At 69.6% G+C, this 23711-nt stretch carries 23 protein-coding genes and 1 pseudogene; 7 read left to right on the top strand and 17 right to left on the bottom strand.

What is annotated here, in order from left to right; genetic code table 11:
• Positions 1-57 precede the first annotated feature (57 nt).
• Positions 58-1344 (bottom strand): helix-turn-helix domain-containing protein, encoded by a 1287-nt coding sequence (locus tag ACIHAX_RS24660; RefSeq protein ID WP_364433370.1) that lies wholly within the window; start codon positions 1342-1344, stop codon positions 58-60.
• A gap of 168 nt (positions 1345-1512) precedes the next feature.
• On the opposite strand from ACIHAX_RS24660, the gene ACIHAX_RS24655 reads away from it, so the two are divergent.
• Positions 1513-2439, top strand: a complete 927-nt coding sequence (locus ACIHAX_RS24655) for a class I adenylate-forming enzyme family protein (protein ID WP_397279771.1) — start codon at positions 1513-1515, stop codon at positions 2437-2439.
• A gap of 36 nt (positions 2440-2475) precedes the next feature.
• Here ACIHAX_RS24655 and ACIHAX_RS24650 read toward each other — a convergent pair whose 3' ends face one another.
• Positions 2476-3186 carry an SDR family NAD(P)-dependent oxidoreductase gene (locus ACIHAX_RS24650; RefSeq protein WP_397279769.1) on the bottom strand — a complete coding sequence of 237 codons (711 nt, stop codon included), beginning with the start codon at positions 3184-3186 and terminating at the stop codon, positions 2476-2478.
• 25 nt (positions 3187-3211) lie between these two features.
• On the opposite strand from ACIHAX_RS24650, the gene ACIHAX_RS24645 reads away from it, so the two are divergent.
• Positions 3212-3667, top strand: coding sequence for a MerR family transcriptional regulator (locus tag ACIHAX_RS24645; protein ID WP_364433361.1), 456 nt, complete (start codon positions 3212-3214; stop codon positions 3665-3667).
• Positions 3668-3699: 32 nt separating this feature from the next.
• Here ACIHAX_RS24645 and ACIHAX_RS24640 read toward each other — a convergent pair whose 3' ends face one another.
• Positions 3700-4455, bottom strand: coding sequence for a ZIP family zinc transporter (locus ACIHAX_RS24640; protein ID WP_355080446.1), 756 nt, complete (start codon positions 4453-4455; stop codon positions 3700-3702).
• Positions 4456-4586: 131 nt separating this feature from the next.
• On the bottom strand, positions 4587-5399 hold the full coding sequence (locus tag ACIHAX_RS24635) for a class I SAM-dependent methyltransferase (protein WP_364433357.1): 813 nt from the start codon (positions 5397-5399) through the stop codon (positions 4587-4589).
• A gap of 72 nt (positions 5400-5471) precedes the next feature.
• On the opposite strand from ACIHAX_RS24635, the gene ACIHAX_RS24630 reads away from it, so the two are divergent.
• Positions 5472-6062, top strand: coding sequence for a TetR/AcrR family transcriptional regulator (locus tag ACIHAX_RS24630; protein ID WP_397279765.1), 591 nt, complete (start codon positions 5472-5474; stop codon positions 6060-6062).
• Between the two features lie 51 nt (positions 6063-6113).
• Here ACIHAX_RS24630 and ACIHAX_RS24625 read toward each other — a convergent pair whose 3' ends face one another.
• A complete protein-coding gene (locus ACIHAX_RS24625; protein WP_355080442.1) occupies positions 6114-7040 on the bottom strand; it encodes an alpha/beta hydrolase family protein in 927 nt (308 codons plus the stop codon).
• A gap of 492 nt (positions 7041-7532) precedes the next feature.
• Here ACIHAX_RS24625 and ACIHAX_RS24620 point away from each other — a divergent pair, with 492 nt between their 5' ends.
• Positions 7533-7937, top strand: coding sequence for a heme-binding protein (locus ACIHAX_RS24620; protein ID WP_355080440.1), 405 nt, complete (start codon positions 7533-7535; stop codon positions 7935-7937).
• Positions 7938-8063: 126 nt separating this feature from the next.
• On the opposite strand, the gene ACIHAX_RS24615 is transcribed toward ACIHAX_RS24620, so the two are convergent.
• Entirely contained in the window at positions 8064-8570 is a 507-nt protein-coding gene (locus ACIHAX_RS24615) for a phosphoribosyltransferase (RefSeq protein WP_355080438.1), read from the bottom strand.
• A 158-nt stretch (positions 8571-8728) separates the two neighbouring features.
• Between ACIHAX_RS24615 and ACIHAX_RS24610 the strand changes: the two genes are divergently transcribed.
• The 3 genes from ACIHAX_RS24610 to ACIHAX_RS24600 all read left to right on the top strand — a co-directional run bounded on the left by ACIHAX_RS24610 (position 8729) and on the right by ACIHAX_RS24600 (position 11933).
• Positions 8729-10426, top strand: a complete 1698-nt coding sequence (locus ACIHAX_RS24610) for a GMC family oxidoreductase N-terminal domain-containing protein (protein WP_397279762.1) — start codon at positions 8729-8731, stop codon at positions 10424-10426.
• A gap of 51 nt (positions 10427-10477) precedes the next feature.
• Positions 10478-10966: a GNAT family N-acetyltransferase gene (locus ACIHAX_RS24605; RefSeq protein ID WP_397279760.1), complete on the top strand. Its 489-nt coding sequence runs from the start codon at positions 10478-10480 to the stop codon at positions 10964-10966.
• A gap of 382 nt (positions 10967-11348) precedes the next feature.
• Positions 11349-11933, top strand: coding sequence for an NAD-dependent epimerase/dehydratase family protein (locus tag ACIHAX_RS24600; RefSeq protein ID WP_397279758.1), 585 nt, complete (start codon positions 11349-11351; stop codon positions 11931-11933).
• Between the two features lie 7 nt (positions 11934-11940).
• Here the strand turns inward: ACIHAX_RS24600 and ACIHAX_RS24595 are convergent, their stop codons facing one another.
• From ACIHAX_RS24595 to ACIHAX_RS24545, 11 genes and pseudogenes are all read right to left on the bottom strand, one after another.
• A complete protein-coding gene (locus ACIHAX_RS24595; protein WP_397279756.1) occupies positions 11941-13110 on the bottom strand; it encodes a MarP family serine protease in 1170 nt (389 codons plus the stop codon).
• A gap of 118 nt (positions 13111-13228) precedes the next feature.
• Entirely contained in the window at positions 13229-15940 is a 2712-nt protein-coding gene (locus ACIHAX_RS24590; protein WP_397279754.1) for a fumarate reductase/succinate dehydrogenase flavoprotein subunit, read from the bottom strand.
• On the bottom strand, positions 15937-16185 hold the full coding sequence (locus ACIHAX_RS24585; RefSeq protein WP_397279935.1) for a hypothetical protein: 249 nt from the start codon (positions 16183-16185) through the stop codon (positions 15937-15939). The genes ACIHAX_RS24590 and ACIHAX_RS24585 overlap by 4 nt, the downstream gene beginning before the upstream one ends.
• A 45-nt stretch (positions 16186-16230) precedes the next feature.
• Positions 16231-16640 (bottom strand): annotated as a pseudogene (locus tag ACIHAX_RS24580) (ATP-binding cassette domain-containing protein); the annotation flags it as partial.
• Between the two features lie 32 nt (positions 16641-16672).
• Complete coding sequence (locus tag ACIHAX_RS24575) at positions 16673-17533, bottom strand: ABC transporter permease (protein ID WP_356969639.1); 861 nt, start codon at positions 17531-17533, stop codon at positions 16673-16675.
• A complete protein-coding gene (locus ACIHAX_RS24570) occupies positions 17530-18957 on the bottom strand; it encodes an ABC transporter substrate-binding protein (protein WP_397279752.1) in 1428 nt (475 codons plus the stop codon). The genes ACIHAX_RS24575 and ACIHAX_RS24570 overlap by 4 nt, the downstream gene beginning before the upstream one ends.
• Positions 18958-18969: 12 nt before the next feature.
• Complete coding sequence (locus ACIHAX_RS24565; RefSeq protein ID WP_039797742.1) at positions 18970-19197, bottom strand: ferredoxin family protein; 228 nt, start codon at positions 19195-19197, stop codon at positions 18970-18972.
• On the bottom strand, positions 19198-19953 hold the full coding sequence (locus tag ACIHAX_RS24560; protein ID WP_379256255.1) for a GntR family transcriptional regulator: 756 nt from the start codon (positions 19951-19953) through the stop codon (positions 19198-19200).
• 236 nt (positions 19954-20189) lie between these two features.
• The gene (locus ACIHAX_RS24555; RefSeq protein WP_364437987.1) at positions 20190-21185 is read right to left on the bottom strand and encodes a pyridoxal-phosphate dependent enzyme; all 996 of its coding nucleotides are present in this window, start codon (positions 21183-21185) and stop codon (positions 20190-20192) included.
• Positions 21182-21793 carry a QsdR family transcriptional regulator gene (locus tag ACIHAX_RS24550; RefSeq protein ID WP_356969632.1) on the bottom strand — a complete coding sequence of 204 codons (612 nt, stop codon included), beginning with the start codon at positions 21791-21793 and terminating at the stop codon, positions 21182-21184. The genes ACIHAX_RS24555 and ACIHAX_RS24550 overlap by 4 nt, the downstream gene beginning before the upstream one ends.
• Before the next feature lie 46 nt (positions 21794-21839).
• A complete protein-coding gene (locus ACIHAX_RS24545; protein ID WP_364437983.1) occupies positions 21840-23633 on the bottom strand; it encodes an acyl-CoA dehydrogenase in 1794 nt (597 codons plus the stop codon).
• Positions 23634-23711: the final 78 nt, after the last annotated feature.

Raw genomic sequence — 23711 nt, 5'->3', positions numbered from 1 at the left:
GCGGTCCCGTGGAGCTGTCCCGCATAGCGCCGCGCCGCTGAGTTCCGGGCAGCCGGGTCACGCCGTACCGGGTCGCAGTATCGCCGGTCCGTACCAGTGACAGACGAGCAGTGCGAGCTCGACGTCCAGCCGGTCTTCGGCGATGGGCTTGCCGCGTCGCGAAACCGCCCGGCCCACCCGGTATTTCACCGAGTTCGAGTGGAGGTCGAGCTCCGCGGCGGCTGCCTTGTAGCTCGATCCGGTGCGCAGGAAGACCTGGAGCGTGTCGCGCAGCCGCGCGTCGTTGTCGGTGTCGGAGGCCAGGTCGCCCAGCACGTCGCCGACCCATTCCCGGACTTCCGCGATGCTCTCACCGAGCAGGGCCGCGACCGACAATCCGGGGTCTTCGGCCGCGACCACCCGGTGTTCGGCGTCCGCCCCCGCCAGCGCTACGGTGCGTGCGTCCTGAGCCAGGCGATGAGATCGGCGGAACCCGGACAGGCCCGGGACCATCGTGCCGATCGCCACGTTCGGGGCGTCGCGTTGCGCGGCCGCGAATGCACGGATATCGGCGACTGCATCGGGTCGCGCCGAACGGTAGGGCAGCCACGCCCAGCCGCTCAGCTGATCGTCGGCGACGAAGAGGGGCTGCCCGGAGGTTCCCGTGGTCTCGGCCGACCCACGAACGAACCGTTGCAGCTCGGCCAGTTCGTCACCGTGGGCTTCCGTGTCGGGATACCAGACGATGAGCGCCAGGTGATGCCAACGCAGGGGATAACGGATCTGCTCGGTGGCGCTGTCGACGTCGACGGACTCCTTCCCCTTCAGTAGCTCGCGCACACAGAGCGCTCGCACACTGTTGCGGGTGTCCAACCACTGCTCCCGCTCTCCTTCATAGACCGCGACGACCTCCCGGATCACCTGGTCGAGGTAGGTGAAGAGCCGGGTGGCGATGGCCCGGCCGACGACGAATCGATCGACCGGCCCGACGTCGGCGGCCTGCAACTCGGCGAAGATCAGTTCGGTCGCCCGCCGTTGTCCGATGTGATAGGCGCGCACCAGGGCGTTGAGCGGGACGTCGCGCTGCGCCAGACGCTTCGTGTACTCCGTGCCCGCCGACGGCAGGTGGATGCGGGTGGCGGGGATGTCGTGACGCAGCGCGTACAGCAGGGTGTCGACGTTTCCCTGCACACTGGCCCCGAGCAGTTCGACGGTGTGGACATCCGCGCGCAGCTCGGGTATCTCTTCCTCGAGCGCGCTGTGGATGCTCGCGCTGATGTCCGTCACCCGCTCGTTCATGCGGGCGGCGATCGTCGCGACACAACGGTCGACCTCGGCTTCATCGTTGCGACGAGAACTCGTCACGAGCCGATCGTATTACCTCGCCGTGCGCGCGGCGGCGGATCTCGCCGGTCGATATTGTCTCCAGGCGACAAGACAGGCGACGAATTTGATCCTTGCGCGACGGTGGCGAGAGGAGCTCCGCTTCCTACCGTTGTTATCGAACAACTACGCCGTTGCCGAGGACATCGCATGATGCTTTCCACTCTTCCGGACCGTCGCGCCGCAGCCGCCCCGCAGGCACCAGCCCTTGCCGCTGACGGCATCGAACTGAACAACAGCGAGTTCCTGTCCGCCGTCCAGCGTGCCGCGTCCCGCCTGCGCGCCGCGGGCGTCACGACCGGCGACGTCGTCGCGACCATGCTGCCCGGCGCCGTCGACCTGGTGGTGTCGCTGTTCGCGATCTGGCGCCTGGGCGCCACGGCCGCCGTGATCGACCCGACGGCGTCCGACGAGGAGGTGAGTCAGCGGATAATCGACGCGGACCCCGAGGTCCTCATCGTCATCGAGCATCCGTCGGCGATCGACGCTCCGGTCCGGGTCCTGCCCGCCGCGGCGCTCGGCGCGGCGGAACGCGACCCGACACCGGCGGTGCGGCCCGGCGGGGAGGCGCTGGCGCTGATCACCTACGGCGGCGGCATCCGGGCGATGCTCGATCACCGGAACCTGGAGGCCATGTGCCGATTCGTGATCGAGGTCTTCGCCCTCACCGATGCCGACCACAGCCTGTCGACGCTGCCGATGCGGCAGCTCTGCGGCATCTTGCTCGGCGCCCTGTCGCCGTTGGTCGCGGGAGGTCGCACTACCTTGGCAGGCCCGCTGGACCCGGAATCGTTCCTGGAACGGGTCGAGCGAATCCGGCCCACCTACTCCTCCGCCTTCCCGAGCCTGTACGCGGCACTGACCGATCTGCCCGGCCGGGCGCGGTGGGACACCTCGTCGGTGCGTTTCGCCCTGTGCTGTGCGGCACCGGCCGGAAGTGAACTACGAAGCAGGTTCGAACACCGCTTTGGTGTACCCATCGTCAACGGATACGGGCTGAAGGAGGTCATCGCGCGGGCCCACGCGATCCGTTCACCGGCGGCAGGGGAGTCGAACCGCGCGTCCGTCGTGTCTTGACCCGCCACGGGTGAGCACCGCACGACCGACGTTCGGCTACCAGGGCAGGGCGCCGTCGGCGTCGAAGTATCCCCCCGTGGGGCCGTCCTGGCCCAGCCGCGCCATCCGCACGATGATCTCGGCGCCTTGCTCGACGCTCTGCAGGCCGGTGTTCCCGTTCAGATCGGTCTGGGTGAAGCCGGGCTCCACCGCGTTGATCCGGATGTTCGGAAACGCTTTCGCATACTGCACGGTGATCGCGTTGACCGCGGTTTTCGATGCCGGGTATGCGACGCCCGGGTAGGCGTACGCCCGGCTGCCGGGATCGCTGACCCGGGTCAGCGAGGCCAGCCCGCTGCTGACGTTCACCACGACCGGGGCGGTGGAACGTTGTAGCAGAGGGAGGAACGCGTGCAGGACGCGCACCGTGCCGAAGACGTTCGTCTCGAAGGTCTGGCGCATGAGGTCCGCGGTCACGTCCGCGGCGCCGATCACGGTGTTGGTCGCGGTCCATTCCGTGGCGATCCCCGCGTTGTTGACCAGCACGTCCAGGCCGCCGTCGGCTTCGATGGCCGCGACGGCGGCCGCTACGGACGCGTCGTGGGTGACGTCGAGCTGGACTGTCCGTCCCCCCAACTGTTCGGCGGCCCGGCGTCCGCGCTCGACGTCCCGGCTTCCGAGGTAGACGGTGTGGCCCGCGGCGATGAGCCGGCGGGCGGCCTCGAAACCGAGACCTTTGTTCGCTCCGGTGATCAATGTTGTCGTCATGATCACGGACGCTAAATTCTAGAGCGTGCTCGAAGTCAAGCCGCAGCCGGAATCCGGTCCGCCACAGCAAGGTATGAGCATCGCCGAGGCCGCCCGGCGGACGGGGGTCAGCGTGCACACCTTGCGCTACTACGAACGCGCGGGCCTGGTCGTCACCCCGGTCGATCGCGCGGCCGGTGGCTGGCGGCGCTACCAGCAGTTGGACCTGGACTGGATCACCGTCTGCACCAAGCTGCGGGCCACCGGCATGCCCATCAAAACCATCCGCCGCTACGCCGAACTCGTCGCCGCCGGGCGCGGCAACGAATACGAGCGGCTCGCCCTCATGGAGGCGCATCGCGCCGAGGTGGCAGCCAAGATCGCCGAGTTGCACGAGAACCTCGACCTCATCGACCACAAGATCGACGTCTACCGCGGCAGGCTCGCCGTTGGCGACGCCGATCGGTTGTGGGCGCCCGACCGCCGAGCCGACGCACGCTGAGCAATCGGCTCCGAAATGCTTGCACCACAAGCCTAGTGGTCGAGCTGGGACAGGGCGAAGGCGGTGAGGAACCCGGCCACCGTGATCATTCCGACCCACAGATGGGCGTCCTCGAAGGCCTCCGGGATCATCGTGTCGGTGATCATGGCCAGGATCGCGCCCGCGGCCAGTGCGGTGATCGCGGCCAGCGCGGCGGGCGCGGCGTCACCGAGCAGTCCGTAGCCCGCCATGGCGGCCACACCGCTGATCACCGCTATCCCAGCCCACAAGCTGAACACGTAGCGCGGGCTGCGGTTCGCGCGGCGCATACCGGCCGCGCTGGACAGCCCTTCGGGAATATTGCTGATGAACACCGCGGCCACGGTGACCGCGCTGACGGTTTCGCCGCCGAGCAAACTCGCCCCGATGACGATGGACTCCGGTACACCGTCGAGCAGCGCGCCCAACGCGATGGCCGTGCCCGAGCCGGACTGCTCGGATTCGCTGGGTTGCTGGTCTCCCGAGCGCTTGCGGTGGCGAGCGCCGCGGCGGGCGAGGGCGACATTCGCCAGGGTGTAGATCCCCGCGCCGCCCACCGCGCCGAGGGCGGTGGGCGGCAGTCCGGCCTTCTCGTGCGCCTCGGCGATCAACTCGAACGACACCGCCGAAAGCAGTACTCCGCTACCGAATCCCATCACGCTGGCCACGATCTTCGTGGGAACGCGCGCCCAGAATCCCACGAGAGCGCCTATCAGCAGGGCGGATCCGGCCAGTAATCCCCATCCGCCCGCAGCCCACAACCCCGACACTCAACCGTCTCCTCACCGCTCGGAACGCGTCGACCAGCGCGGATCATCGCCGGCCACCTGTCCGAGCTACCCGCACCCGCCGGGACGGAAACGAAGCCCAGGAACAGCGGGGGAAGGGGCGGCGCATCGGGTCAGGGTGTGGCGGTGCGCGTCGCGGTGATCGCCACCGTCGTGTAGGGCAGGGTGAAACTCCCGCCCATCGCATCGATCGCCGCGCCGACACCGTCGAGCACTTGTGTCAGTTTGTCCTCCGGGAGGCGGGTCATGGAGCCGTGCGTCGGAAGTTGATCGAGCCACTCGTCGCGGGTGTAGGTGCGCTCCCACTGGAAACTCGATTCCAGTGGATCTTCGAATCGACCGGTCTCCCGGATGCCTTCGGCCGCTTTGTCCAGCATCTGCCGGTACACCTCCAAGGCTCGCGTGCCCGGCTGGAGGGTGAACGGCGAGTCGGGCGCCACCCGCCGGTACACCACGCCATACGCTTCCGCCACCTCGGTCGGGAGATGGAACACATGCCAGAATGCGGAGAGCACGCCTCGGGGACGCAGAACCTCCGCCGCTTTCGCCGCCCCCGCGACCGGATCGACCCAGTGCCAAGCCGTTCCCGCGATGACCGCATCGAAGACGCGGCCTGCGCCGTCCCAGGTTTCGAAGGTCGCCACGTCGACCTCCAACCCTCGGCCCCGTGCGAATTCCGCCATCCGCGGATCCGGTTCGACCCCCAGCACCGTGCAACCGGCCGCCTGGAACTGCCGGGCTTCGACACCGGTGCCGCAGCCGACATTCAGGACCGCGCGCCCGGGACTGATGGAAACGATGTGCTCTATCAGGGCTTCGGGATAGCTGGGCCTGGTCCGGTCGTAGCGTTCGGCATTCACCCCGAAGGACTCCGCGATCTGCCGGTGCCGGTGCGGCGTTTCCTCCGGCGAAGGTATAGTGGGCATGCGCCCACTTTAAATGGGCATGCGCCCACTCGGCAACGGGTGGGCCCGATCCGAACGGAAAGAGGCACCCGTATGCCCACCGGAGTCGCCCTCCGCGACGTGCGCGAGCAGTTGTTCGACGCCGCCGACCGGATCCTGCTCCGCGCCGGGCCGAGCGCGCTGACCAGCCGGGCGGTCACCGCGGAGGCGGGCTGCGCCAAAGGCGTTCTGCACCGGCACTTCACCGACTTCGACGACTTCCTCGCCGAATTGGTGACCGCCCGTATCGTCGAGATCGAGCGACGGGCCGCCGCTCTGCGGGAATCCGCCGGGAGTGGCGCCGTGGTCGAGCACCTCACCACCGCGCTGACGGACGTGTTCGGCCCGGTCACCACGGCCATCGTCGGCTTGATCACGTTCCGGGACGAATTGCGCGCACGCCTGCGCCGCGACCGGCCGACCGGCGTCCCCGTCCTTGCGGAAGCGACCGCCATGATCGCCGGGTACCTCACCGCCGAACGCGACCTCGGCCGGATCGCCGCGACCGCCGACGTCGACTCGCTCGCCCCCATGCTGATCGGGACCGCGCACCTGTTGTTCGCCGATCGGGACGCCGGTCCGCCCTCGCGTGAGGCGGTCGGCGGCGCGGTGAGCGCGGTCGTCGTGGGGGTGCTGTCCGGCTAGTGCGAGCGCCGAGGTGAAGTCTCCGGCCCGGTGCTCGGCGTCGGGGCTCGGTCAGTGCGCGCCGAGCGCGTCGAGGATCATCGGACGCGCGGTCGCGAGTGCTTGCTGCCAGTAGGGCCAGGTGTGTGTCCCGTCGACGGTGTCGACGCGGGCGGTCATCCCGAGTTCCGCGAGCCGATCACGGAACATCTGGGCGGCGATCGTCGTCATCGACTCGAGGCCCATCGCGTTGACCGTGTTCCCGACTCCGAACGGCACGTCGAGCGGGCCGGGCAGCCCGTTGCCGGTCGAGACGTATATCGGCAGTCCGCGCAGCAATTCGGCCTGTTCGGTGGCGTCGTTGCGGCTCCAGGCAGGGTCCCCGACCGGCCCCCACATGTCGTCCACATTGAAATTGCCTTCGTCCCGCATGGCGGCGCGCATCGCTTCGTTCCAGAGCGGGAACGTCGGGTGCAGGAACCCGGAGAACGATCCGGCGAACTTGAACTGGTTGCGATGGTATCCGGCCAGGATCAGCGCGGCGTTGCCGCCCATGGAGGCGCCGACGACGGCATCGTTGGTTCGCGACACGCCGAACCGCTGGAGGTAGGCGGGCAGTTCCTGGGTGAGGAAGGTCTCCCATTTGTACGTCGTCTCTTGGCCGTTCGTGCTGCTCGGCTGGTACCAGTCGGTGTAGAAGCTCGAGTGGCCACCGACCGGCAACACCAGGGTGACGTTGTCGTCCGCGAATTGGGCCAAGGCGTCGGTATCGGTCGTCCACTGACTGTGGTCGGCGGGCGCGCGCAGGCCGTCGAGCAGGTAGAGCGCCGCGCTTCCGCCGCGGGCCGCCCATTGGACCTGGACTTTGATCGGTCCCATGCTGGACGGCACGGAGAGCTCGCTGAAACCGCGCGCCGGTGCGCGCAATATCGGCGCGTGGATCGGCGCGGCGGTAGCGACGGCTCCCCCGAGGGACGACATGAGCACGGCTGTTGCCATGACAGCGCCGGTCTTCCTCATTCGACCGCGAATACCCCGCTGTTTTCCGGACCGCGCCGCTGCGCCCACCCGCATACCTCCTACCCGTTCCTCGCTCGAAAACGAGATCCAATTCATTTGTAGTTCAGTACGATTCGCTTTCCCGGCATGCGCCTCCGCGCCCATGATCGCGAATTCATCCTACGTTGCGCCGTATTGGCTACCGGATCCATTCCAGTCAAACCTGGGAAGTCCGGGCTGCCCACCGGTGCGAGTGGTGTGGGCAGCGCACCGACGTCGGCCGGCTGCTGTGGCCCGGTCGGGCGACGAATCGCCGGTCGGGGAAACGCTGGTGAGCGCCTCGCTCTAATGGTAGCTCGACAGTTGCTATGCGACGGACCTTCGGCGTGTTCGAAATGCGGCGTGTCGCGACCGGGAGCCCAGTCGTCGGGATCCCGCAGTAGGACCGGGCCGTTGCGCGCTGCCGATCCGGTGCGGGGCGAGAATGGTCGCATGGCGATCTCGCTCGACCAGGCAGACTCGGTCCTCGCCGCGGCCCGCGAGGCGGCGACCGGACTCGGCGAGGCCGTGTCGCTGGCAGTGGTGGAACCCGGCGGAATCGTGGTGGCCGTCGCGCGGATGGACGGTGCGCCTGCGCGGGCGAGCGAAATCGCGAAACACAAGGCGGAGGCGGCCATCGCGCTGGGGTTCGACACCGTGCACGTGACCACCGCGCCGCGAGAACAGTCGCTGTTCGGCGAACCTCGGCGACCGGACGCCCACGCATTGGTGCCCAACGGCGGTGGCGTCCTCATCCGGATCCGCGGTACGGTCCTCGGTGCGCTCGGAGTATCCGGCGCGGCCTCCTCGATCACCGATCACAAGATCGGCGCAATCGCTGTCGCTCAACTGAATTGATCGCTCACTGCCCTCCATCCGGTGACACGGGCGCGTTCTTCGGCGGCAGCCCACCGGAAGCGATCGGACGGGGCTTGTCCTGCGCGCCTTCGAGGCCGCTGCGACCGAGGCGGGCATGCCCAGCGGTCAGGCGTCGAGCGCGCGCGGCTGCCGTCGCACCACCGGTGGCTCGGTGGACCACGGGAAATTGATCCAACGGTCGGTGCGCCGCCACACGTATTCGCTGTCGACTTCCGACCACGGCTTCTGGTAGATCACCGCACAGCGCACCTCGGCGACCTTGCCGGAACAGAAGTCGCGCACCAGCTTCAGGGTGGCGCCGGTGTCGGCGACGTCATCGGCGACCAGCACGGTGGCGCCTGCCAGATCCACCGCCTGCGGCACCGGCGGCAGCATCACCGGCAACTCCAGGCGCTGGTCGACGCCGGTGTAGAACTCGACGTTCATCACGTGCAGGTTCTTCACGTCCAGGGCGTAGCCGAGTGCGCCCGCCACGAACAGCCCGCCCCGCGCGATCGAGAGGATCAGATCGGGCTCGAAGCCGTCAGCGGCGATGGTCGCGGCGAGTTCCCGGCTCGCGGAACCGAACGACTCCCAGGTCAGTACTTCGCGATCCGTCACAGGCTCTCCCATCTCGCTGGCGCGACGCAGCGAGCATACGAGTGGCCGCGCAGGTTTCCCGGGCGGTTGCTCACTGCCATGGGAAGCCGGAGGCAAGATGGCCGGAAATCTCGATATCACGTCCGTATCTCTCGTCCGGCCTGTGTGTTCGCCGCCATACGCTCGAGCGCATGGACAGCCACTACGACGTGCTCGTCATCGGTTCCGGCTTCGGCGGCAGCGTCGCCGCGCTGCGCGCGACCGAGAAGGGATACCGGGTCGGCGTGCTCGAGGCGGGCCGGCGGTTCGCCGACCACGAGTACGCGAAGAACTCCTGGCATCTGCGCGAGTATCTCTGGGCGCCGAAACTCGGCTGCTACGGCATCCAGCGGATGACCCTGCTCAACGACACGTTCATCATGAGCGGGTCGGGAGTCGGCGGCGGGTCGCTGGTGTACGCCAACACGCTGTACGAGCCGCCGGAGAAGTTCTACCGCGACCAGCAGTGGGCGCACATCACCGACTGGCGTTCCGAGCTGGCGCCGTACTACGACCAGGCGAGGCGAATGCTCGGTGTGACCGAGAATCCGGCGACCACTCCGACCGATCGAATCCTGCGCGAAGTCGCGCAGGACATGGGCATCGGCGACACTTATCGCCGCACGCCGGTAGGGGTTCTGTTCGCGGACAACGGTTCTCGGCCGGGAAAGCAGGTCGCCGACCCGTTCTTCGGCGGCGTCGGGCCGGCGCGCTCGACCTGCACCCACTGCGGCGAGTGCATGACCGGCTGTCGGCACGGCGCGAAGAACACATTGGTGAAGAATTATCTCTACCTGGCCGAAAAGGCCGGAGCCACGGTGCATCCGCTGACGACGGTGACGGACGTGCGGCCGCGACCGGAGGGCGGCTACGAAGTGCGGACGGTGCGGACCGGGCGGTGGGCGCGCAAGGGCGAGCGGACGTTCATCGCGGACCAGGTGATCTTCGCGGCCGCCGCGCTCGGCACCCAGAAACTGCTGCACCGGTTACGCGAGAACGGCAGTCTGCCGCACGTCTCGTCGCGGTTGGGGCATCTGGCCCGCACCAATTCCGAAGCCGTGCTGGCCGCGCGGTCGCTGCGCAAGGACACCGACTTCACCAAGGGCGTGGCGATCACCTCGTCCATCCACCCCAACGAGCACACCCACATCGAGCCGGTCCGCTACGGCAAGGGCAGCAATGCGATGAGTTTGCTGGCCACCGTGCTCGTGGACGGGCATGAGGGCAGGGCGCGCTGGTGGCTGGGCGTGCGGGAGTTGATCGCGCACCGTCGCCACCTCGTCCGGCTGCACAGCCCGCGCCGCTGGTCCGAGCGCAGCATCGGCGTGCTCGTCATGCAGAACGTCGACAACTCGATCGTCACCTACACCAAGCGCGGCTTGTTCGGCAGGCGCATGACGACCAAGCCGGGCGACGGCGCCGCACCGCCGACCTGGATTCCGGAAGGACACGAGGTGACCAGGCGCATCGCGGAGAAGATCGGCGGCCTGCCGCAGGGTGGCTGGACCGAACTGATGAACATCCCGATCACCGGCCATTTCATCGGCGGCTGCGCCATCGGCGACTCGGCCGAGTCGGGCGTCGTCGACGCCTACCACCGGGTCTACGGACACCCCGGCCTGCACATCACCGACGGCTCGACCATCTCGGCGAACCTGGGCGTGAATCCATCCCTGACCATCACCGCCCAAGCCGAACGCGCCATGTCGTTGTGGCCGAACAAAGGCGAGGACGACCTGCGTCCACCTCTCGGTACGGCCTACCGCAGGCTCGCGCCGATCGAGCCGAAGAACCCGGTGGTTCCGGTCGCCGCGCCCGGCGCGTTGCGCCTGCCGATCACCCCGGTCTGAGCGGGTGGAAAACCGGTCGCGTGCGGCCGGTCCCGGTGCCAGGATCGGCGCATGCCCCGCCATGTCGTCCTCGAACCGCTCGACGAAGCGTTGCTCACCGATCTGCTGCACACCGCGGTGGCCGACGCGGATCCGGGCGAGGTCATGCCGGTGGAAGCGCCGGACGCGAGCTGGAATGCCGACCGAGCGGCGGATTTCCGAGCCTTCCACCGCGGCCGCGCGCTGGCGGAGCAGCCCGTCGAGTCGACCTACGGCATACGGGTGGACGGCGAGGTGGTCGGCGCGGCACGACTGTGCCGGTTGCCCGCCTCGGACGGCGCAGCCGAGGCGGGAGTCTGGCTCGGCCGCTCCCGCCGAGGCACGGGAATCGGCACCGCCGTGTTCGCCGCATTGATCGAGCGGGCAACCGCCGAGGGCTACTCGGGGCTGTTCGTGAGCACGACGCCGGACAACATTCCCGTACTCCGCCTGTTGACCGCACGCGGAATCGACTACGCCCTGAACGGCAACGAGGCCACCGCTTGGATTCGCTGCGGCTGAAGCCAGTGTCTCCGCGACTGAGTGAAGCGAGACCGAGCATGCGCCGTTCGCGGCCCGGCTCGCGTCCGAGATGCGACTGCATGAGCGGCAAACCACGCGCAGCCCGGTCACTTCAACCGCGCGCGACGTCGCAGCATTGATACCGACGCGCCCCGCGCACCTGCACCACGTCTTTCGAGCGAAGCGAGACCGAGCATCCGCCGTGGGCGGCCCCGGGGGCGGGGGGGGGGGGGCCCCCCGCGCGCCCCCCCCCCGCCCCCCCCGGGGGGGGGCCCCCCCCCCCCCCCCGCCGGCCCCCCCCGCCCCCCCGCGGCGCCCCCCCCCCCCCCCCCCCCCCGGGGCCCCCCACCACGCCGCGACGAAGTCGCGGCAAAATGGTCCAGTGCGCATCTTCTTGGCCGGTGCGACCGGCGTTATCGGAGTCCGCTTGCTTCCGCTGTTGATCGAGGCGGGGCACGAGGTCGCGGGGATGACCCGATCGGCGGGGAAGGCCGATCCTTTGCGGGCGCTGGGGGCCGAGCCGGTGGTGTGCGATGTGTACGACGCCGACGCCCTGTCCGCCGCCGTGGTCGGGTTCGGGCCCGACATGGTGATGCATCAGCTCACGGACCTGCCGGACGACGCGGCGCTGCTGCCGGAGCGGGCCGAGGCGAACGCGCGCATCCGTACCGAGGGCACCCGTAACTTGATCGCCGCCGCGCGGGCGGCCGGGGCGAAACGCTTTCTCGCCCAGAGTATCGCGTGGGAGCCGGCCGCGGGCCGGGGCGCGGTGATCCAGGAGCACGAAGCGGCTGTGCTGGACTTCGACGGCGTGGTGGTGAAGTACGGCCAGTTCTACGGTCCTGGCACCTACTACGAGACCGAGCTGCCCGCGCACCCGCGTGTGCATGTCGACGATGCCGCGGAGCGGACCATTCCGCTGCTGGATGCCTCGAGCGGTGTGGTGATCATCGCCGACGCGTCCTGACCGGCGGTCAGGACGCGCAGGGGCCGGTGTCGACCGGGCGGTCGGAGCGCCACCCGTGGTCGAGCCGGTCGAGGACTTCCGGCAGGCTCGTGGCGAATCCGACATTGCTGTTGTTCTCGTCGACACCGAACACGATGCCCAGCACCCGGCCGTCGCGGTCGACCAGTGGCCCGCCGGAATTGCCGTGCTGGATCGAACCGTCCAAGGTGTAGATCTCGCGTTCCCCGACACCGGTGCGGTAGATGTCGCGCACCTGGCGTTCGGCCCGGCCGCGCACCCGCGTGGCGGACGCGGTGTAGGACCCGCCCCTGGGGTAGCCGAGCGCGATCGCGTCGTCGCCGGGATCGGCCGGTTCGGGCGCGACGGTCAGGGCGGGCGCGGTGAGCCCGGGGACGGCGAGCACCGCGATGTCCATGGTCGGATCGAACCGCACCACAGTCGCGGTGAGCGATCCGGCCGCGGTGTCGACGGAGACTTTGCTGGAGCCCGCGACGACGTGCGCGTTGGTCAGCACGCGCTCCGGCGCGATGACGAATCCGGAGCCGGACTGGCGCACGCCGCAGGTCGGCGCGAGATCCTGGACGCGAAGCACACTCTGGCGCAGTGCGGCGGGCATCGGTCCCGCGACGATGCCTGGATCGGGCGGCGCGAGCGGGCGGCCGAGCCCGGCGTCCACGATCGGTCCGGTGAGCACCTCCGACAGTCCGGACAGCCAGAACGGCGCGACGTCGTCGACGGTCCGCACGGTCGTCGAATCACGCACCAGGGCGGACGATTCCAGCGGTGCGGCGAACAGCCACACCACCAGCGGCACCGCGAGCGCGTAGGCGAGACATCCGCAGACGGCGTCGGCGCGTTGCGCGACGGGATCGGACACCGTCGCGCGGGCGGCTCGTCCGGCCCGGTGCCCGGCGACCGCGCCGAACGCGACCAACCCGGCGACCACCGTCAGCGCGAGCAGGAGCCGCACGGCGCCGGGAGCCAGCTGACCGAACACCGTGGCCGAGAGCGCCGCGCCGAGAATTGCTCCTGCCAAGGCGCCCGCGAAACCGGGCAGCCCCACGATCGCGCCGCGACGCCAGCCGAGCACCGCGGCCACCACGACGGTGGTGAGCACGGCGAGATCCAGCCAGTTCGGCAAGGTCAACGCCATACTCCCGTCGCTGCTGGTGGACAACGGCGACGGATTCGTCGTCGGCCGCCCCGTCGCCATCCGGCTGTGTCACGGCCGACGAGTCGGCAACGGTCGAGCCGCTAATCTAATCAGCGATTCGAGCTGCGGCAACCACGCCGCGCTAGGCCGTCGGCTGGGTGGCCAGCGCTCGCCGGGCATACGCGCGCACGTCGGCATCGGTGTCGTCGATCGCGGCGCGCAGCGCGTCGTGCGCGGCGGGCAGGTCCGGCCACGCCGACAGCGACAGCACCGCCGCCTTGCGGACGTCGAGATGCGGATCGTGCAGTGCCGCAGCCAGGATCGGCACCGCGAGATCCGGGTCGGCACCCGCGAGCCCGCGCGCCGCGCCCACCCGGATCTGCCAGGCCGAGTGACGCAGGGCGCCCGCCAGCGCGGTGACGTCGGCCGGCTCGGCGCCCAGCTGCGCGAACGCGGTCAGGGCCGCGGCGCGGACCAGCGGGTCTTGGTCGTCGGCGAGGCGGCGGATCACCTCGGCCCCGCCGCCGCCGATGGCGGCCAAGCCTTGGGCGACCGCGATCCGCACTTCCCGGTTGCCGTCGGCGGCCAGGGTGGCGACGCCGTCCCGATCGTTCAGCGAGACCAGCGCGCGGACCGCCTCGATGCGGACGCGATGATCCTCGTCCGCCAACGCCGCGCGGTAGTGCGCGGGTTCGCCTGCCCGCAGGGCGCGCAACAGATCGATCACCGTGGACCGCACGACGGGGTCGGCCGAGCCGAGCCGGTCGGAAAGTCCTGCCGCCGAGGGCAACACCTCGACGAGTTCGCGCAGGCTGGCCGCGGCGGCGCGCCGGACCGAGGCCGCCGTGTCGTCCAGCGCGTCGCCGAGGGCGGTCGCGAAGCCCTCCGGGGTGTGCTCGGTCAGCACCGAGATCGCCGCGGCCCGCACGCCCGCGTCGGCATCGGTCAGATAGCTGGACAATTGCTCCACGGTGGGCTCGTCGAGCGCGAGCAGCGCGACGATCCGGGGAGACGGGGGAGTGGCGGGCTGCGCCGGCGAACCGGCCGCGGTGCGATCGTGCTCAGCGCCGCCGCCGGTGTGCGGCGCACGGCCGACGACCTGGTGCGGCTGGTGCACCGGCACCACCTCGGCATCGGCCGAGGGCAGGTCGTCGAGCCCGGGCACCGGAACCAGGTACGGCGCCACCGGCCGCTTCAGGAACGCCATGGTTCCGTCGGGGTTCTTGCGCAGGTTGAGGTGGTATCGCCATTCGACATCGTCGCGTTCGGGTAGGTCGGCGCGCTCGTGGTAGAGGCCCCAACGGGATTCGGTCCTGGTCAGTGAGCTGCGGGCGGCCATCTCGGCGCAATCTCGGATGAACGACACCTCCGCCGCGCGCATCAGCTCGTGCGGGGTGCGCGCGCCGATGCCCTCGACCTCCCCGCGCATCCGGTCGAAGGTCTCCACCGCGATGGCCAGCTTGGTCGCCGTCTTGGGCGGCGCGACATAGTCGTTCACGAAACGTCGCAGCTTGTATTCCACCTGCGGTTGCGGCGGCCCCTCCGGCTGGCGCAGCGGCCGGTAGATCAGCTCATGGGCGGCGGCCAGCTGGTCCTCGGGCAACTCGGCGGGCGCGGCGACCTCGTCCAGGGTGGACGCGGCGTGCGCACCGGCGAGATCGCCGAAGACGAACGCGCCGATCATGTAGTTGTGCGGCACGCACGCCAGATCGCCCGCCGCGTACAAGCCGGGCACCGTGGTGCGCGCGTGCTCGTCGACCCACACGCCGGAGGCGGAATGGCCACTGCACAAACCGATTTCGGAGATGTGCATCTCGATGTCGTGGGTGCGATAGTCGTGGCCGCGGTTGGCGTGGAAGGTGCCTCGGGTGGGTCGCTCGGTGGTGTGCAGGATTCCTTCGAGCGTGCTCAGCGTCTCGTCGGGCAGGTGCGACACCTTCAGGTAGATGGGACCGCGCGCGGATTCGATCTCGCGCTTGACCTCGGCCATCATCTGGCCGGACCAGTAGTCGGAGTCGACGAAGCGTTCGCCTTCGGCGTTGACCTGGTAGCCGCCGAACGGATTGGCGACGTAGGCGCAGGCCGGGCCGTTGTAGTCCTTGATCAGCGGGTTGATCTGGAAGCATTCGATGCCGCTGAGTTCGGCCCCGGCGTGGTAGGCCATCGAGTAGCCGTCGCCCGCGTTGGTCGGGTTCTCGTAGGTGCCGTACAGGTATCCGCTGGCGGGCAGCCCGAGCCTGCCGCACGGCCCGGTGGCCAGGATCACGGCTTTCGCACCGACGGCAACGAATTCGCCGGTGCGGGTGTGCAGGGCGGCGGCGCCGACGGCGCGTCCGTTGTCGGTGAGCACGCGCACCGGCATGAGCCGGTTCTCGATGCGGATCTTCTCGCGCATCTTGCGCTGGCGCAGGACGCGATACAGCGCTTTCTTGACATCCTTGCCCTCGGGCATCGGCAGCACGTACGAGCCGGACCGGTGCACTCGGCGCACGGCGTACTCGCCGTACTCGTCCTTCTCGAACTTCACGCCGTAGCGTTCCAGCCGCTGCACCATGGCGAAGCCGCGCGTCGCGGTCTGGTAGATCGTGCGCTGGTCGACGATGCCGTCGTTGGCGCGGGTGATCTCGGCGACGTAGTCCTCCGGCTCGGCCTTGCCCGGGATCACGGCGTTGTTCACGCCGTCCATGCCCATGGCCAGCGCGCCGGAGTGCCGCACGTGCGCCTTCTCCAGCAGCAGCACGTTCGCGCCCTGCTCGGCGGCGGTGAGCGCGGCCATCGTGCCCGCCGTGCCGCCGCCGATGACGAGCACGTCGCAGTCCAGCCGAATCCGTTCCGATAGCGGCGGAATGTTCACAGTTTCTCCAGGATCTCGGCCTTGGTCGCGGCCCGGTCGATCGCGTCCCTCGGGCTGGGCACCGGCACCAGCGCCCGCAGCGTGCCGCCGCCGAGCACGGCGATGCGGTCGCCGAGCAGCAGGGCCTCGTCGAGGTCGTGGGTGACGAAGACGATGGTGGTGGGGTGGGCGCGCCAGGTCTGGATCAGCAGGCGCTGCATGGTTTCCCTGGTCTGGGTGTCCAGTGCGCCGAAGGGCTCGTCCATCAGCACGGCGCGCGGCGCGGCGGCCAGGCTGCGCGCGAGCTGGACGCGCTGGCGCATGCCGCCGGACAGGTCGCGCGGCAGGTAGTCGGCGTAGCCGGTGAGCCCGACCTCGTCCACCCAGTGCAGGGCGGTGGCCCGCCGCTGGGCTCGCGTGTGCCGCGCAGGCGCAAGGCGAGTTCGATGTTCTGCCGCACGGTGCGCCACGGCAGCAGGGCGTCGTCCTGGAACACCAAGGCACGGTCGGCCGCGGGCCCGGTGACGTGGTCGCCGTCGGCCAGGATGGCTCCGTCCTCCGGCCTCCGCAGTCCGGCGACCGCGCGCAGCAACGTCGACTTGCCGCAGCCGGATTTGCCGACCACGACGAGAATTTCGCCCGGCGCGATGGACAGGTTCAGCCCGTCGAGCACCGGCTCGCCGCTATAGGCGATGCGGACACCGCTGAGACTCAAGGCCATTCCGGTCGATGCCGGTGCGTCGATCACTGTGGTCATGCTTCGACCTCCCTGGGCAGCCAGCGGGTTATGCGGCGGCCGGCCAGCTCGACCAGCCCCGATGTCGCGAAACCGAGGACGCCGATGGTGATCATGCCGACGAACACCGCCGGATAGTCCACGATGGTGTAGGCCTGCCAGGTGCGGTAGCCGACGCCGAGGCGTCCGGAGATCATCTCCGCGGAGATGAGACAGATCCACGCCACGCCGACGCCGACGGACAGCCCGCTGAAGACGCCGGGCAGGATGCCGGGGAACACCACGCGGGTGAGCACGTCCAGCCGGGACGCGCCCAGCGTGCGCACCGCGTCCTCCCAGATCGTGGGCAGTGCGCGCACCGCGTGCCTGGTGCTGACCAGCACCGGGAACAGCGACGCGGTGAACGTGATGAACACGATGCCGGACTCGTCGTTGGGGAACAGCAGGATCGCGACCGGCACCAGGGCGATGGCCGGGATCGGGCGGACGAGTTCGGCCAGCGGGCCGAAGGTGTCGGCGAGCAGCCGCGACCGGCCCAGTCCGATGCCCGCGATCACGCCGATGACCGCGGCCAGCCCGAAGCCGGTGACGATCCGGATCAGCGACTGCGCGATGTCCAGGTAGTACTGGTCGGAGCGCAACTGCGTGCCGAATTCGGCGACGATCTCGGTGACGGTCGGCAGCGTGTCGAACCGCAGGCCCGCCGCCCGCACGTTGTTGACCGTGAGCAGCTGCCACAGTCCGACCGCGGCGGCGACCGAGCCCACCCGCAGCAGGCGCGAGCGCCAGGCCGATCGCAACGCCGGCGTGGCCGCCGATCGGGTGGCGGCGGGTTCGGCCGCGGCCCGCACCGCCGGTGCGGCCAGTTCGCTGGTCATCCGCGTACTTCCGTGACGGCCTGGTCGTAGCCGACCGGCGTGGCGGACGGGTGCGCCTGCCGGTAGCGCTGCGCGGCCGCGGTGGTGGTGAAGGGCAGGTAGGCGGCGCCGTCGCGCAACCAGATCGACTTGTCGGCGAACCAGCGGGTGCCGAGTTCGGTGTCCGGGACGTAGGCGGCGCGGATCGTCCGGCCCTGCGCTTTCGCGGCCTGGACAGCGCGCAGCAGGCAGGTCGGGTCCGCGGCCGGTTGCGGCTTCGCCGCGCCGTCCACCCACAGTTCGCCGGCCAGCGCGGGGTTCTCCGCCGCTTTGCCGCAGATCGGGTCGGCGCCGGTGACCCGGGTCGGGTTGGCGGTGGCGGCCAGGTCGCGGTCGTAGTCGCCGCGTCCGGTCTCCGTGTACGCCTTCCGCAGCGGCCCGTCGTCGACGAACCGATCGATGTCGAGGTCGGCGAAGTCGCCGATCGACTTCAGGTAGGCCACATCACCTTTGAGCGCGTTGACCAGGCTCGACTTGAGCGTGGTGTCGAAACTCGTTCCGCCGGGACCGTTGTAGAGGTACACCACCTCCTGCGGCAGCCCGGACCCGTCGGCGACGATCTCGGCGGCTTCGAACGGCTTCTCCTGCAGGAATTGGGTGGCATCCAACTGCGCGGCCAGGAACGCCTGCAGGACCTCAGGGTGATCGGCGGCGTACGCGCGTCGGGCCACCACGCCGTGGAAGGTCGGCACGCCGAGTTCGGCGCCGTCGTAGAGCAGCTTGGCCTTGTTCTGGAAGACGACCAGACCGGGCCACGCGACGAATTGGGACAGCGCGCCCACTTGGTGGGATTCCAGGGCGGTCGCGCCGACCTGCGGCTGCTGGTTGAGCACTTCAACGCCCTTGGCCGGATCGATGCCCGCCCGGGACAGCGCCTGCACCAGCGTACCGTGCCCGGCCGAGCCCACGCTGGCCGAGATCTTCTGGCCCGCCAGGTCGCCGATGCTGGTGGCCGCCGAATCGTTCGGTACGACGACCATGTTCAGCGCGCCCTTGGGGTTGTACCCGGTGACCGACACCAGTTCGGTCCGCGCGCGCTCGTTGACCTGGGTGCGAGAGCCGTTGATCAGCAACGGGTAGTCGCCCATGGAGCCGATGTCGATCTTCTCGGCCACCATCTGCGCGGTGATCGGCGCGCCGGTGTCGTAGTCCTGCCACTCGACCTGGTACTTCGCCCCACCGTTGTCGGTGATCTTCTGTAGCCGCTGCTCGAGGTAGCCCTGCGCGCGCAGCAAGGTGCCCGCGGTGACGGTGTTGATGGTCTTGGACTGGTAGCCGACGACCACCTTGACGGTGCCGGCGGGGGTGTCGTCGGACTGCTCCAGCGAGCACCCGGTCAACGCGAGCGCGGCGGCGAGCAGGACGGGGGCGAGTTTCACTTTCATCGGTCTTCCAGATCAGCGGAGCAGGTAGGGCATGTTGACGGTGACGGCGCCGGTGGGGCAGCGGGCCGCGCAGGGACCGCAGTACCAGCACTCGTCCACGTGCATGAAGGCTTTGCCGTTCTCGGGGTTGATGGCCAGCGAGTCGAGCGGGCAGATCTCGACGCACAGCGTGCACCCCTGGATGCACAGCGACTCGTCGATGGTTACGGGGATGTCGGCGCGCTGGTTGACGAGTGCCATCTAGAGGACCTTCCATTCGGGTGTGCTGCGGGTCAGGCTGCCGCGCATGGTGATGCGGTCACCGCGCATGCGGATGTACTCCAGATCGACCGGACGGCCGTCGTCGAGCCGGGTCAGTCGTTCCAGCATCAGCAGCGGCGCGCCGCCGGGGACGTCGAGGGTGGAGGCGGTGTGCGGGTCGGCGGGCACCGCTTCCAGGGCGAGGTCGGCCGAGCCGAGCGACTGGCCGCTGATGCGTTCCAGCAGCACGAAGACGTCGGTGTGCTCGAGGTCGTGGCCGAGCACCTCGGTGCCGATGTCGGGCACGAGGTAGGTGAGGTCGAGGCTCAGCGGCAGATCCGCCAGGTAGCGCAGGCGCTCCAGATAGACCACGCGCTCGCCGGGCGCGAGACCGAGCCTGCGCGCGACGGCGGGCGGCGCGGCGACGTGCATCGCCGCGCGCACCTCGTTGCGCACGGTGCCGTGGCCCTTGAAGGTCTCCTGCAGCCCGAGCAGAGCGTCGAGCCCGTGGTCGTACTTGCGGGTGGCCACCCGGGTGCCCACTTTCGGCGCCCGGTCGATCAAGCCCTCGTCCTTCAACAGCGCCAAGGCGTCGCGCACGGTGTTGCGGGAGGCGCCGTACTCGGCGGCGAGTTCCTGTTCGCTCGGCAGCGCGTTCTCGAACGCGCCCGCGTGCAACTGGTGGCGCAAGATGTCGGCCACCCGCCGCGCTTGATCGGCGCGCAACTGCCGCACCGGCGTGGGTTCCGCTGCCACCGTCTCCGCCTTTCTATCGCTGACCTGCACGAATAGCGACGATAGTGTGGTTGTGGTCGCGCGCTTTCCCGCGTCGCCGCCGGGAGAAATCAGAGGATGTTATTGCGCCGGGAGCCTCGCGGCCCGACCTGGCGATATGCGCGGCCGTACGGCTAATACGCCACGTCGGGTTACGGCGGCCGAATTCGGATCACAGCGATTCGAAAGCGAGGTCCCGCGGGCCGCGTCGCGCGAATCTACGGTCGCGGACCGTAGGTATTGAGGAACAGCGCCGGCCCGGCGCCGAAGAAGCCCGCGCGATCCAGAGCGAGCAGGGCCGCGAGCGCTTTGGCGGTGTAGACGGTCTCCAGGTGCAGCCCGGCGCGTTCGGCGCGCTGTGCGGCATCCACGGCGGCGGGCGTGGTGTGGCCGTAGCCGGGGCCGAGCCATTCGATGGTCAGCGTGAGGTCCTCCGGCCGCAGCCCGGTCGGCGCGAAGCGCGCTCCGCGGGCGCGGAGCAGACGCTCGGTCCGTCCGGCGAGCCGGACGATGTGCTTCGCGTCGAGGGGGAGCGTGTCGTTGACGACGACTCCGACCACGCGCGTGCGCAGTCCGGCCAGGCGCAGGCCGAGTGCGAGGCCCGCGGCGGTGCCGCCGGATCCGACCGCGGTGACGATGTGCCCCGGCTCGGGCAGCTCACCCGCCGCGATCTGTGCCGCGAGTTCGCACGCCACCTCGACGTAACCCAAGGCTCCGACCGGCGACGATCCGCCCGCAGGCAGGAAGTACGGACGCGTGCCGCCCCGCACGCGTCGCAGATACAGCCAGGGCGCCGCGAGGATCGTGCGCAGTTTGGTGTGCGTGAAATGCAGAGCGGCGCCTGATTTCTCCAGCCGCCGCAGTTGCGCGCGCACGTGGTCGTCGACCGGCTGGTCCACCAAGGCGAGCTCGGTATCGATGCCCTGGGCACGGCCGTACAGGGCGGTGGCGAGCCCCCAGTTTGTTCCGGTGCCGCCAACGGTGAGGATGGTGCGCGCGCCCCGTCGCCGTGCCTCCGGCAGCAGCCACTCCAGCTTGCGGACCTTGTTGCCGCCCCATTCGCCGTCGCCGTATCCGCTTTCGTCCTTGCACCACAGCTGGGCCGTGGTGCCGAGGTCGCACCGGCGGACGGGCGTCGGAGCGGTGCCGAGGCGGACGAACGGCAAGGTGTCGGCCACCTCGGGAAAACGCTGGTGCAGCAGCGCCCCGGTCACGGTGTGATCGCGTCGGGGATGCCCAGCAGCGCCGCCTGGACCTCGTGCAGCCGGTCGATGTCGCCGCGAATGCCCGCGACGTTGTCGTTGTACAGGAACGCCTCACCGAGCCGGACGAGCGCGTAGGCCAGCAGCGCGGGTTCCAGCGGCGGATCGTATCCGTCCTCTTCGGCGGCGCGCGCGATCAACTCCTGGACGGTGCCGACGACCAGCGGCTGTACCGGCCCGTCGCTCGCGGTGAGGATGCGCAGGCCGGACAGCGGCTCGTTCTCGAAGTAGCGCCGGAACGGCTCGTTGTCGGTCATCCAGCGGTTGACCCGGTAGAGCACGTCCAAGATGCGCCGCGCGCCGGTGGAGCGGCGACGGGCGTCGGCGCGGGTGAGCAGCGCCTCGAACTCGCCGGCCAGAACGGCACCGAGCACTCCGTCGCGGGAGCCGAACCAGCGGTAGACCGAGGCGCGGCTGAGTCCGAGCTGCCCGGCGATCGCCTGGATGTCCACGCGCTCGCCGGACAGGAACGCCCTGCGAGCATGCTCGATGACCTGTTCCCTGGTCGCGGAGGCCGGGCGGCCGGGAGGACGGGTGGTCCGCTGACTGGAATCGATCACCGCGGAATGGTACATCTTTTAGAACATGTATCGAAACGCGCCGTGCTCAGAACCACTCGTCCCGCATCTGCAAGGTGGTCGTATCCAAGGTGGCGAGCAGATCCAGCGCCGGTGCGGTCTTGGGTAATTCGAAACGATAGAAGAACCGGGCCGCGTGCCGCTTGCCATCGTAGAAATCACCGGATCGGTCCGCGGTGGCGAGGAACTGCTCCAGCCAGATCCAGGCCAGTACGGTGTGCCCGAACGCTTCCAGGTACACCGAGCTGTTGGCCAGCGCGGCTTCGATGTCGCCGGAGGCGAACAGTCCCGCGGTCACCTCGACCAGACGCCGCCACGCCGAATCGAGTTGAGCGGCAAGCTCGGCGGCCTCGCCGCCGGCCGCGCGCGCGGCGGTGATGGTCGCGTCCACCCGGGCCCCGAGCGCGAGCAGGCTCGCGCCACCCTGCTGGGTCACCTTGCGTCCCAGCAGGTCCAGGCCTTGGATGCCGTGCGTGCCCTCGTGGATCGGGTTGAGCCGGTTGTCCCGGTAGTGCTGCTCGACGTTGTATTCGCGGGTATAGCCGTAGCCGCCGAGTACCTGGATGGCGAGGCTGTTGGCCTCGAGGCACCACTGCGAAGGCCAGCTCTTGGCGATCGGGGTCAGGATGTCCAGCAGCAGGGTGACCGCGCGGCGTTCGTCCTCGGATTCGGCGGTGCGCTGCTCGTCGACCAACTGCGCGCAGTAGAGCACCAGCGCCAACGCGCCTTCGGCATAGGACTTCTGGGCCAGCAGCATCCGCTTCACGTCGGCGTGCTCGATGATCGGCCGCTGCGGCGCGGACGGGTCGGCGGGGAGCTTGGCCCGGCCCTGGGTGCGCGTGCGGGCGTAGTCGAGCGACTCGAGGTATCCGGTGTAGCCGAGGGCGGTGGCGACCAGGCCGACGCCGATGCGCGCCTCGTTCATCATGTGGAACATGTAGGTCAGTCCGCGTTGCGGCTCGCCGACCAGGTAGCCGATCGCGCCGGGCGCGCCACCGGGCGTCCAGCGGCCCTCGCCGAAGTTCAGCACGGTGTTGACCGTGCCGCGGTAGCCCATCTTGTGGTTGAGCCCGGCCAGAGCGACGTCGTTGCGCTCACCGATCGCGCCGTCGTCGCCGACCAGGAACCGGGGCACCACGAACAGCGAGATGCCCTTCGTGCCCGCGGGGCCGCCGGGGATCTTGGCCAGCACCAGGTGCACGATGTTCTCGCCGAGTTCGTGATCGCCGCCCGAGATCCACATCTTGGTGCCGAACAGGCGATACGTGCCGTCGCCCTGCGGTTCGGCGCGGGTGACGATGTCGGCGAGCGAGGAACCGGCCTGCGGCTCCGACAGGCACATGGTGCCGAAGAAGCGGCCCGCGAGCATGGGCTTCACGAACTTCTCGACGTGTTCCGGGCCGTGGGCGAGAAGCAGATTCGCGTTGGCCACCGTGAGGAACGGGTAGCCCGCGGTACCCGGGTTGGCCGCCTGGAACCAGGCGTAGCTCGCCTGCGCGACGGTCGCGGGCAGCTGGGCGCCGCCCAGTTCGTAATCCATTGCGGCCGAAGGCAGACCGGCCTTCGCGAAGGCGGCCAGCGCCTGGCCGACCTCCGGGATGATGGTCACGCGCTCGCCGTCGAAGGTGGGTTCGTTGGCGTCGTTGAGCTTGTTGTGCGGCGCGAAATACTTGGTGGCCAGCTGCTCGCTGAGCTCGAGCACGGCGTCGAAGGTCTCCCGCGAGTGCTCGGCGTACCGCTCGCGTTTGGTGAGCGCTTCGACGTCCAGCCACTCGTAGAGCAGGAACTCGAGATCGCGCCGGGACAACAAGGTCGACCGCATCAGCCAGTCCTTTCGAGACATGTTCGACTTATTGTATCTTACGGGCCAGTGTGCGGGTGCGGGACCGGTAGTCCCTGC

The organism is Nocardia sp. NPDC051929, from assembly GCF_044548645.1.
In the GTDB taxonomy this organism is placed as follows: domain Bacteria; phylum Actinomycetota; class Actinomycetes; order Mycobacteriales; family Mycobacteriaceae; genus Nocardia; species Nocardia sichangensis.
The sequence above is the reverse complement of the archived record's forward strand: the minus strand, read 5'-3'. Positions and strand labels throughout refer to the sequence as shown.

Bases quoted from the DNA above. Each gene is read 5' to 3' on its own strand.
- ACIHAX_RS24655 (WP_397279771.1), top strand. From the start codon at position 1,513: ATGATGCTTTCCACTCTTCCGGACCGTCGCGCCGCAGCCGCCCCGCAG.
- ACIHAX_RS24650 (WP_397279769.1), bottom strand. From the start codon at position 3,186: ATGACGACAACATTGATCACCGGAGCGAACAAAGGTCTCGGTTTCGAG.
- ACIHAX_RS24635 (WP_364433357.1), bottom strand. From the start codon at position 5,399: ATGCCCACTATACCTTCGCCGGAGGAAACGCCGCACCGGCACCGGCAG.
- ACIHAX_RS24630 (WP_397279765.1), top strand. From the start codon at position 5,472: ATGCCCACCGGAGTCGCCCTCCGCGACGTGCGCGAGCAGTTGTTCGAC.
- ACIHAX_RS24625 (WP_355080442.1), bottom strand. From the start codon at position 7,040: ATGGCAACAGCCGTGCTCATGTCGTCCCTCGGGGGAGCCGTCGCTACC.
- ACIHAX_RS24620 (WP_355080440.1), top strand. From the start codon at position 7,533: ATGGCGATCTCGCTCGACCAGGCAGACTCGGTCCTCGCCGCGGCCCGC.
- ACIHAX_RS24615 (WP_355080438.1), bottom strand. From the start codon at position 8,570: ATGGGAGAGCCTGTGACGGATCGCGAAGTACTGACCTGGGAGTCGTTC.
- ACIHAX_RS24610 (WP_397279762.1), top strand. From the start codon at position 8,729: ATGGACAGCCACTACGACGTGCTCGTCATCGGTTCCGGCTTCGGCGGC.
- ACIHAX_RS24605 (WP_397279760.1), top strand. From the start codon at position 10,478: ATGCCCCGCCATGTCGTCCTCGAACCGCTCGACGAAGCGTTGCTCACC.
- ACIHAX_RS24585 (WP_397279935.1), bottom strand. From the start codon at position 16,185: ATGGACGAGCCCTTCGGCGCACTGGACACCCAGACCAGGGAAACCATG.
- ACIHAX_RS24575 (WP_356969639.1), bottom strand. From the start codon at position 17,533: ATGACCAGCGAACTGGCCGCACCGGCGGTGCGGGCCGCGGCCGAACCC.
- ACIHAX_RS24570 (WP_397279752.1), bottom strand. From the start codon at position 18,957: ATGAAAGTGAAACTCGCCCCCGTCCTGCTCGCCGCCGCGCTCGCGTTG.
- ACIHAX_RS24565 (WP_039797742.1), bottom strand. From the start codon at position 19,197: ATGGCACTCGTCAACCAGCGCGCCGACATCCCCGTAACCATCGACGAG.
- ACIHAX_RS24545 (WP_364437983.1), bottom strand. From the start codon at position 23,633: ATGCGGTCGACCTTGTTGTCCCGGCGCGATCTCGAGTTCCTGCTCTAC.